The 9,797-nt window shown below is 62.1% G+C and carries 9 protein-coding genes and 1 pseudogene; 8 read left to right on the top strand and 2 right to left on the bottom strand.

The window, feature by feature from the left end:
• The 8 genes and pseudogenes from C6W55_RS17250 to C6W55_RS17215 form a co-directional block, all read left to right on the top strand.
• Nucleotides 1-176 (top strand): annotated as a pseudogene (locus tag C6W55_RS17250) (IS4 family transposase); the annotation flags it as partial.
• Nucleotides 177-476: 300 nt separating this feature from the next.
• Nucleotides 477-1,331, top strand: a complete 855-nt coding sequence (locus tag C6W55_RS17245) for a formate/nitrite transporter family protein (protein WP_286894045.1) — start codon at nt 477-479, stop codon at nt 1,329-1,331.
• Nucleotides 1,328-2,140, top strand: a complete 813-nt coding sequence (gene cobA, locus C6W55_RS17240) for a uroporphyrinogen-III C-methyltransferase (RefSeq protein ID WP_286894044.1) — start codon at nt 1,328-1,330, stop codon at nt 2,138-2,140. Before C6W55_RS17245 ends, cobA begins: the two co-directional genes overlap by 4 nt.
• A 32-nt stretch (nt 2,141-2,172) precedes the next feature.
• Nucleotides 2,173-4,590 carry a nitrite reductase large subunit NirB gene (gene nirB, locus C6W55_RS17235; protein ID WP_286894043.1) on the top strand — a complete coding sequence of 806 codons (2,418 nt, stop codon included), beginning with the start codon at nt 2,173-2,175 and terminating at the stop codon, nt 4,588-4,590.
• 24 nt (nt 4,591-4,614) lie between these two features.
• Entirely contained in the window at nt 4,615-4,947 is a 333-nt protein-coding gene (gene nirD, locus C6W55_RS17230; protein ID WP_015255768.1) for a nitrite reductase small subunit NirD, read from the top strand.
• A 9-nt stretch (nt 4,948-4,956) separates the two neighbouring features.
• Nucleotides 4,957-5,865, top strand: a complete 909-nt coding sequence (locus C6W55_RS17225; protein ID WP_015255767.1) for a LysR family transcriptional regulator — start codon at nt 4,957-4,959, stop codon at nt 5,863-5,865.
• 31 nt (nt 5,866-5,896) lie between these two features.
• Nucleotides 5,897-6,817: a LysR family transcriptional regulator gene (locus tag C6W55_RS17220; RefSeq protein ID WP_286894042.1), complete on the top strand. Its 921-nt coding sequence runs from the start codon at nt 5,897-5,899 to the stop codon at nt 6,815-6,817.
• Nucleotides 6,818-6,836: 19 nt separating this feature from the next.
• Complete coding sequence (locus C6W55_RS17215; protein WP_286894040.1) at nt 6,837-7,664, top strand: uroporphyrinogen-III synthase; 828 nt, start codon at nt 6,837-6,839, stop codon at nt 7,662-7,664.
• 550 nt (nt 7,665-8,214) lie between these two features.
• Here C6W55_RS17215 and C6W55_RS17210 read toward each other — a convergent pair.
• Entirely contained in the window at nt 8,215-8,835 is a 621-nt protein-coding gene (locus tag C6W55_RS17210) for an SRPBCC domain-containing protein (protein WP_353682055.1), read from the bottom strand.
• Nucleotides 8,836-8,890: 55 nt separating this feature from the next.
• Nucleotides 8,891-9,643: a DNA alkylation repair protein gene (locus C6W55_RS17205; protein WP_286894039.1), complete on the bottom strand. Its 753-nt coding sequence runs from the start codon at nt 9,641-9,643 to the stop codon at nt 8,891-8,893.
• Nucleotides 9,644-9,797: the final 154 nt, after the last annotated feature.

Below are 9,797 nucleotides of genomic sequence, written 5' to 3'. Positions count from 1 at the left end.
TTGGCACGTTGGACTGGGCGATCGCCTTGCAGCAACTGCTCGATCTGATCAACGAAATCGCAACGAAAGCAGGAAAAAAGCTTTCGGCTCTGATTCAACGTCAACTCCAGCAATGGATTGCAGCTTTACCCAACTACATCAAGGCTTGTTTGCCCATTTCATACTGCGAAAGTTGAGTTATTGTGAATTGCTTCGCGTTGTTTTTCAGCCGATCTCCGGTTGTATCCCATCCATGGAAAGCATGATGCCGCCGTGCTTCCCGGCAACATTTATGTAATAAAACATTACACGATAGAATTGTATCACGGCTTATCGGGCCAACAAAGCAGGTTGACACCAGAAACAGACACCCATTATACCCCATAAACAAAATAAAAAGCGAATTTTCTGATATGCGTATTGAAAATCACGACAACAGATCTTATAATCATGTGCAAACAATTATAACACAATAAGGGATGGGAGTGAGAGAGAACATGACGTATGTGAGGCCGGATCTGATCGTGCAGCAGATGGTGGAGGCCGGGGCCAGGAAGGCGGCGCTGCCGGCGCGCCAATTGGTGCTGCGCGGTTTTCTGGGCGGCGCATTGCTGGCTTTCGCCACCACGCTTGCGTTCCAGGTGGCGCTCGAGACGACGCCGATTGTCGGTGCGCTGCTCTTTCCGGTCGGCTTTGTCATGATCGTACTGCTGGGAATGGAACTCGTGACGGGCAACTTCGCGCTGATCCCGCTGGCGGTCAAGGAACGGAAAGCGACGGCCGGCAGCATGCTGGCCAACTGGGCGTGGGTGTCGGTCGGCCACCTGCTGGGGTGCGCGATGTACGCCTGTCTGTACGGCATTGCGGTAACGGCGATGGGCAGCAACATGGACGTGGCCATGGCCCAGCGGCTCATCCAGGCGGCGGAAGCGAAGACGATCGCTTACGAGGCGCTCGGGGCGTCCGGATGGGGGATCGTGTTCGTGAAGGCGATCCTGTGCAACTGGATGGTGACGATGGGCGTGGTGATGGGCATGACGTCCGGCTCGACGTCCGGCAAGATCGTCGCCATGTGGCTGCCGATTCTGACCTTCTTCGCGCAAGGGTTCGAACACGCGGTTGTGAACATGTTCGTCATTCCGGCCGGCATGATGCTGGGCGCCGATGTGAGCGTTGCGGACTGGTGGCTCTGGAACCAGATCCCGGTGCTGCTGGGCAACCTGGCCGGCGGGCTCCTGTTCACCGGCATGGCGATGTACGCCGCCCACCGCTCGCGCGAAGCGTCGGCCGTCAAGCCCGCAGCAACCGCCGCCGCCCTGCCGACCGCGGGTCAGGCGGTAGAAGCGAAATGAGCGGCGGGCCGGGCAAGGTCTATTTGGTCGGCGCCGGACCGGGGCACGAGAAGCTGATCACCGTCCGCGGGCTGGAGCTGATCCGGGAGGCGGACTGCATCGTGTACGACCGGCTGGCGGGTCCCGCGCTCCTGGATGAAGCAGGCGAGCACGCCGAGCGGATCTACTGCGGCAAATCGCCGCACGGCCACGCGATGAAGCAGGAGGAGATCAACGCGCTGCTGGTGCGGAAGGCGCGGGAAGGGAAGCGCGTCGTCCGGCTGAAGGGCGGGGACCCGTTCATTTTCGGCCGGGGCGGCGAAGAAGCGGCCTACTGCCGGAGGCACGGCGTGCCGATCGAAGTGGTGCCGGGCGTGACGGCGGCCGCGGCGGCCGCGGCGTACGCCGGCATTCCGCTGACCGACCGGACGGCGGGAGCCTCGTCGGTGACGCTGATCACCGGACACAAGCAATGCGGCGAGCCGGCGGTCGACCCGGATCGCATCATGCGCCAGGCCCAGGCGGACACGCTCGTCATCTATATGGGCATGAAAAACCTCGCGCTCATCTGCGACCTTCTGATAGAAGGCGGCCGACAAGCGGACACGCCGACAGCCATTATCGAGAATTGCACGATGCCCGGACAGCGGACGCTCGTGACGACGCTCGGACATGCAGCGGAGGATGCCGCCCTGGGAGGCTTCAAGGCTCCTTCGCTCGTGGTGATCGGCCGCGTCGTCGACCTGCTCGAACAGATTCACTGGTCGGGCGCAACCGTGCTCTACTCCCGGGACGTCCGCGCGGATGAGCCGGTATACCGGATCGGCTGAAGCCATTTCAATGATAACGGGAGGCATTTCTTATGAGAAAAAAGCTGGTTCTGATCGGCAACGGCATGGCGGGAGTCCGTACGGTGGAAGAGCTGCTCAAAGCTGATCCGAGCCTGTACGAGATCACGATCATCGGCAAGGAGCCGTATCCGAACTACAACCGCATCCAACTGTCCTCGGTGCTGCAGGGCAATAAGAAGATCGATGACATTTTCCTGAACACCTATGAATGGTACAGCCGGAACGGCATCACGCTGCACACCGGCGAGGAAGCGACACTGATCGACCGGCAGCGGAAACGGGTGCTGACCGACAAAGGCCGGGAAATCCCTTACGACAAGCTGATCGTCGCCACGGGGTCGCTGCCGTTCATGCTGCCGCTGCCGGGTGCGGACAAGGAAGGCGTCATCGCGTTCCGCGACATCAAGGATTGCGAGACGATGATGGAGACGGCCCGCCATTACCGGAAGGCGGTCGTCATCGGCGGCGGTCTGCTCGGGCTCGAGGCGGCGAGAGGGCTGCTCAACCTGAAAATGGACGTTACGGTCGTGCACATTTTCCACCACTTGATGGAGCGGCAGCTGGACGAGACGGCGGCGATCATGCTGCAGGCGGAACTGGAGAAGCAGGGCATGCGTTTCCTGCTGTCGAAGCAGACGACGAAAATTATGGGCCGCAAGCGGGTGAAGGGCGTCATGTTCGCGGACGGCTCGACCGAGAAGGCGGATCTCGTCGTCATGGCGGTCGGCATCCGGCCCAATGTGGAGATGGCCAAGCGAAGCGGCCTCGAGGTGAACCGCGGGATCGTCGTGAACGACTACATGCAGACGAGCGATCCGGACATCTACGCGGTGGGCGAATGCGCGGAGCACCGGGAGATCGTGTACGGGCTGGTGGCGCCGCTGTACGAGCAGGGGCAGGTGCTGGCGAAACATCTCGCCGGCGTGCCGACCGACCCGTACACCGGGTCGGTCACGTTTACCTCGCTCAAGGTGTCCGGCGTGGATGTCTATTCGGCGGGCGAGTTCCGGGACGGAGGCAATACGCGCGCCATCCGCATCCATGATGAGGCCCAGGGCATATACAAGAAAATTCTCGTCCGGGGCAATCGGGTGGTCGGCGCGGTGCTGTTCGGCGACACATCGGACGGGCAGAAGCTTTTCTCCCTGATCCACAAGCGGGCGGACATCAGCGCGTTCGGCAAGCTCAGTCTGTTCGGCGGCGCCGATGAAGCGGCGGCCGGCACGGATTGGGCGTCCGTGCCCGACGACGAGATGATCTGCGGCTGCAACGGCGTGTCCAAGGGCGTGATCGTGGACGCGATCCGGAACCGGGGCTGCACGACGGTGGAGCAGATCAAAGGCTGCACCAACGCGTCCCGTTCCTGCGGCCGATGCAAGGGCCAGGTGGCGGAGATTCTGCAGCATATGCTCAGCGAGCTCGGCGAGTCCGCGGCAGCGGCGCCGGTCAAGGCGGGCATGTGCGGCTGCACGACGCTGTCGCATGACGAGGTTCGCCGGGAAATTCGGGCGAAAGGGCTGCGCTCGACCCGCGAAGTGATGCACGTGCTCGGCTGGAGCAATCCGGAAGGCTGCTCGAAATGCCGTCCGGCGCTCAACTACTACCTCGGGATGCTGTTCCCGGAAGATTACGAGGACGAATCGGATTCCCGCTTCATCAACGAGCGGGTTCACGCCAACATCCAGAACGACGGCACGTTCTCGGTCGTGCCGCGGATGTACGGCGGCGTGACGAGTCCGGAACAGCTACGCAAGATCGCGGACGTGGCGGAGAAATACAACGTGCGCATGGTCAAGGTGACCGGCGGCCAGCGGATCGACCTGCTCGGCGTCAAGAAAGAAGATCTTCCGAAAATCTGGGGAGAACTCGACATGCCGTCGGGCTACGCCTACGGCAAGGCGATCCGGACGGTCAAGACGTGCGTCGGTTCGACGTTTTGCCGGTTCGGCACGCAGGACTCCATCCAGATGGGCATCGACATGGAGCGGAAGTTCGAGCGGCTGTACACGCCGCACAAGGTGAAGATGGCGGTCTCCGGCTGCCCGCGGAACTGCGCCGAGTCCGGCATCAAGGATATTGGCGTGGTCGCCATCGAAGGCGGCTGGGAGATCTACGTGGGCGGCAACGGCGGCGTGGAGCTGCGGGCGGCGGAACTGCTCGTGACGGTCAAGTCGCCGGAGGAAGTGCTCGAATGGTCGGGGGCTTTTCTCCAATATTACCGGGAGAACGCGCAGTACCTGGAACGGACTTCGCACTGGATCGAGCGCGTCGGTCTGAAGCACGTGCAGGATGTGCTGGCCGATCCGGAGACGCGCCGGGAGCTGAACGAACGGCTGGACGTCGCGCTGTCCGTGACGAAGGATCCGTGGAAGGAACGGGTGGAAAACCCCGAGCTCAGAAAGCAGTTCGAACCGATCACGATCGGCTGAGGCGGAGCGAAAGGAGAGAGGACCATGCCCAGATACTGGATCGGAAACGCGGAGGACATTCCGAGATGCGGCGCCAGGTCGGTGTTTCTGAACGGACGCCAGTTCGCGGTGTTCCATTTGTCGGACGGGTCGTTCCATGCGATCGAGAACCGCTGCCCCCACAAGGGCGGTCCGCTGTCGGAAGGCATCGTCAGCGGCAAGTACGTCTTCTGTCCGCTGCATGACTGGAAAATCGATGTGACGGACGGCCGGGTGCAGGCGCCGGACCGCGGCTGCGTACGGACTTATGATGTTGAAATCGAAGGCGGCAAGATCTATATTCTACTCGATGAAGCAAACTGGACAGAAGCGGGATGAACGGCGCGCATGTTGTCGAATTTGAAGATCGATGTTGATCAGATCCGGACGTTCGTATGTGTGGCGGAACATGGCAGCATTTCGAGGGCGGCCGAGGCGATGGGGGTCAGCCCGTCGACCGTGAACAGCCGGATCCGGGCGCTCGGCAAGGAGCTGGACGCGAATCTGGTGGAGCGCTCCGGGAAAGGTGTCGCCCTTACGCCCAAGGGCGAGCTGCTGCTCGGCTACCTGATGCGGTCGCTCGACCTGCTGGAGGAAGGCGCGGCCGAGGTGAAGCGTCTGAAGTCGCGGGAGCAGCCCGCGCTGATTGCGGCGGACGCGGAGATCGGCACCTGGTTCCTGCCGCAGGTGATGGCGCTGTACCGGGAAAAATATCCGGACGTCCACACCAACGTGATGCTTACGGACAGTTCGATCATCATCGATTGGGTCATGAACGGCAAGGTGGACATCGGCCTGATTCAGGGGCCGGTCGTCCACAAGGGGGTCAAGGCGATGAAAATCTGTTCATCGCCCGTGATCCCGGTTTTCTCTCCCCGGCACCCGCTCGCGGACAAGGGGGTGCTCACGGCCCGGGATCTGACGGAGCACCGGCTCATCGCCCCCGGCCAGCCTTCGGATGAATGGGGGCGGATCCGCCAGTGGTTCGCCCGGCAGAAGACGGCGTTTCCTCAGGCGGTGACCGCCGATCATCCGGAGACCATGAAGCAGTTCGTGTACCGGGACATCGGCTACACTTTCAGCCCGCTGCTTGCCGTTCAAGAGGACGTGAAGTCCGGCCGGCTCCGGACGGCTGCCTTGAGGCCGGCGCTCCCGATCCATCGGGACGCCTACATGGTCAGCCACCGGAGCCTCCCGATGCGCCGGGTGGCGGCGCAATTCAGGGATTACTTGCTGCAGGAAGCGTTCGCTTCGTGAACGGCGGGAATCGGCGGGGAGGAGAAGGAAAGTGGACTTGCAGCAACTGACCACGTTTATGGCGGTGTCGTCGGAACGGAGCCTCGTCGGGGCGTCCCGCAAGCTGGGCGTTTCCCAGCCGACGGTGACCGCCCGCATGCAGCAGCTCGAAGAGGAACTGGGCGAGCATCTGATCATCCGTGCCGGACACGAAGCCGTGCTGACCCCTGCGGGCGAAGTGTTCCGCTCCTATGCGGAACGGGCGCTCCAGGTGCTGGCGGCCGGACTGACCCGGCTGCAGCACGAGTCGTTCGAACGTTCCCTGAAGATTGCCGGAACCTCGATGTTCAACACCTGCGCATTGCCGGATCTGCTGGCCCGCTTCGACCGGCAGGAGAACGGGGTGCATATCCAGGTATTGACCGGCTCGACGCCGGCGATCCTTGAATGGCTGCAGGATCAGGTGGCGGACCTGGGGTTTGTGCACGGCACGGCCGCAAGGCCGCATGTCCGGCTGGTGCCGCTCTACAGCGAGGAGCTTCACCTGTTCGTGCACCGGCTGCATCCGCTCGCGTCCCGGGAAGTGGTATCGCTCCACGATCTGCGGGACGAGACGTTCATCGTCGGCAGGCGCGACGACGACACGCGCGATCTGATCGAGAGCCGGTTCCGGCAGGAGGCGTTCCGGCCGGCGCATGTGATGGAGATGGATCACGTCAGCGGAATGAAGCAGATGCTGCTGGCCGGCATGGGGGCGGCGTTCCTTCCGGAATCCGCCGTCCGCGAAGAGCTCAGGAGCCGCAAGGTGAAGAAGCTCGAGCTCGACGGCTCCCCCCTGATGCAGCGAATCTCGCTCGCGGTGCCCGACCGGTCGTTGAACCCGGTCACCCGCGCATTCGCGGTGTACAGCCTCAAGTCGTTCCGGGCGGACCCGCTGCCGCTCGAAGTTCGGCGGCTGCTGGGTCTCGGCTGACGTGAAAGGGGGGAGAGAGATGCTCAGCCTTGAGGGAAAACAGATCGCGGTTACCGGCGCCCGCAAGCAGGACGAGGTGAAACAGCTGGTGGCCAATTTCGGCGGCGTGGCGTACATCCGTCCCGCCCAAGGGACGATTCTGACCGACGAGGAGGAGATCGGACCGGCGATGCGGCGTGTGATCGACGAAGGAGCGGACTGGGTGATCTTCACCACCGGTCAGGGGGCGCAGCGGCTGCTGGATGTGGCGCGGCAATCCGACATGCTGTGGGACTGGCTCCGCCTGCTCCGGGCGGCCCGGGTGGCCGCCCGCGGCTACAAGACGCGCAAGTTTCTCAAGGAATGGGCGATTTCGCCGGCCGTATCCGACGATGACGGCACATCCGCCGGTCTGATGCGCGCGTTCGGCGAAGCGCCGCAGCTGGACGGACGGAAGGTCGTCGTGCAGCTTCACGGGGAGCGGCCCGAGCGGCTGCTGCGATGGCTGGAGGACAACGGAGCGGTCGTGGAGACACTCATGCCCTATATCCACGTGCCTCCTCCGGAATCCGACATCCGGTCGTTCCTGGAAGAACTGCAGGAGCGGAAATTCGACGCCGTGGCGTTCACGAGCGCGCTGCAGGTGCGCTATCTGTTCGAGATGGCCGGCCGGTTCGGGATGAAGGAGATGCTGCGCAGCCGGCTGTCGGGAGACGTGCTGGCGGCCGCCGTCGGGAAGGTGACGGCGGAGGCGCTGGAAGAGGAAGGGGTGGCGCCGGTGCTTCAGCCTTCCGACCAGCGGATCGGCTCGCTCGTCGTCAAGCTGGCGCGGTATTTTCAAACCGGAAGTTTCGATGAGTCGCAATAGGCATGAAGCGTCAAGGGGACCTGGAATAGCCGGGTTCCCTTTTTTTTGGTGCACAAATGCACCAGATCGGGGCAGTTGGCGCGCGTAATAGGCGGATCTGGTGCACAAATGCACCAGATCGGGGCGGTTGGCGCGCGAGCGGGCGAATCTGGTGCACATATGCACCATATCGGGGCGGTTGGCACGCGTAATGGGCGAATCTGGTGCACAAATGCACCAGATCGGGGCGGTTGGCGCGCGTAATGGGCGGATCTGGTGCACAAATGCACCAGATCGGGGCAGTTGGCGCGCGTAATGGGCGGATCTGGTGCACAAATGCACCAGATTCTTGCGCATTGCGCAGATCCCCGGGCCGGATCACTTTCGCCTTGTTCCCGGGCTGCAGGAAAAAGGGCGGCAAAAGAGGCGAACCGCCCGCACGGGGACGGAAGGCAGCCGGCCGATCCGGAGCGGGCGGGAAAACGGCGGAAACCCGGTCAAGGCCGCTGCCCGTAAAACGCGCGGACTTTCTCCCAAGCGTTCACCCGGAGATCGATATGGCTGTACTTGTTCACGGCGCTCCCTCCGTTTCCTGTTGGATCCTGCGCAGCGCTTCTTCCCAATGCCGCCGCATCAATTCCCGGATATAGACGTCTTCGAGCATTTCCTGATGGATCGCGACGGTCGTCTTGCCCTGGCTCGCGGGCAGGACATACAGCTGCAGCCGGGACGGCCGCTCCCATTCCGGCCGTTTCCAGGTCATCCGCAGCTTGCGGAGCGGCTCGATGACCGTCAGCTTGCCCGTCACGCCTTCCGCGGATGTGAACTCGAATCCTTTCTCCAATCGGAATTCCGGGACGCTGCCGATCCAGAGCTTGCGTCCGCCGGAGGAGAGCATGAAGTTCCATATCCGCTCCTTGCTTGCCGCGAGCGTCCGGCGAACGCCGATCTGCACGCCCGCGTCCTTCGTGACGCCGACCGGCGTGCGGCCCAGCCTTTGCCCGTACAGAACGGCCAGCCATTCGCCCCATTCGTCCGTGAGCCGCCAGGTCTCGCAAATATGATTTTTCATCTGATCGTGCGGCCACATCGGGTCGATTTCCCGCTCGAGCCTTGCGATCCACGCCTCCCACGAGACGCCCGTCGCTTCCTTGACAGCCTGTCTGAAAACGGAGCTTGCCACTTCCGCCATCCCTCCTTCGGCCGGTCATGGCTCGATTATAAAACGACAACACGGACACAGGTTGTCAGTGTTGAGATGAACGGCGTGCTGTTCCCGATTTGCGCTTCATGCCGCGCAGCATATTCTTCGTTTCCGCATCGACGCGCAGCGATTCGATGGTTTTCTGCAGCGCCTTGTTGAAGGTGAAGTCGTCCAGCGCATTGTCCTGCAAATACGCCATGGTCCGCTCGGGGGCATGGACATAGCAGACCGAGACGGCCCACGCGACGGCCATTTTGACATAGTAGCCCTCGTGCCGGATGCGGTCGAACCATTGCAGCACGCGGTCGAGATATTCGTCATCCGTGAAATATTGGAGCAGCATGACGACGCCGAAACGAATCTCGTATTCCCGGTCGGAGGCCAGATACGGCTGCAGGAACTCCCATACCCGCTGCTTGTGCTCCTTCGCGAACTTCAGCCCGTTGCAGAAACTGTCGCAGACGGACCAGTTGTCGATGCGCGGCACGAATGCGGCCGCATGGCGCAATTTCTCCTCGAGATCGGCTTTGGCGTAACCGATGACCATCCCCTGCAGCATCGTCTCTTCGAAATAGAGATTGTCGGTGTGCCGGAGATAGGCGCGCCAATCGCCCAAATCGCCTCTCGCGATCGACTTCGCCAGCTTGCGCAGCGCCGGCAGCCGGACGCCCAGGATGCGATCGATGCCGATGTTCGGGATCAGCGACGACGAGAACTTCCGATACTGCTCATCCGCCAATTCCATCAGTTGTGCTCTGATTGTCTGATGATTCACAAAATCCCTCCTGACCGCCATTATAATTGAGTATAGCAATCGAGATACCCGATCAACAATGTGCGGTTAGTGTAAAATCTTCGTGGGTGTAGGAATTGGAAAAAGCGGACATAGAAAAAGAGCTTCTCCCTTGGTAAAGTGATGTTTGTCCACAACACACCAAGAAGGAGGAAGC

The organism is Thermobacillus sp., from assembly GCF_003390775.1.
In the GTDB taxonomy this organism is placed as follows: domain Bacteria; phylum Bacillota; class Bacilli; order Paenibacillales; family Paenibacillaceae; genus Thermobacillus; species Thermobacillus xylanilyticus.
This window is presented reverse-complemented; position numbering and strand designations above follow the sequence as displayed.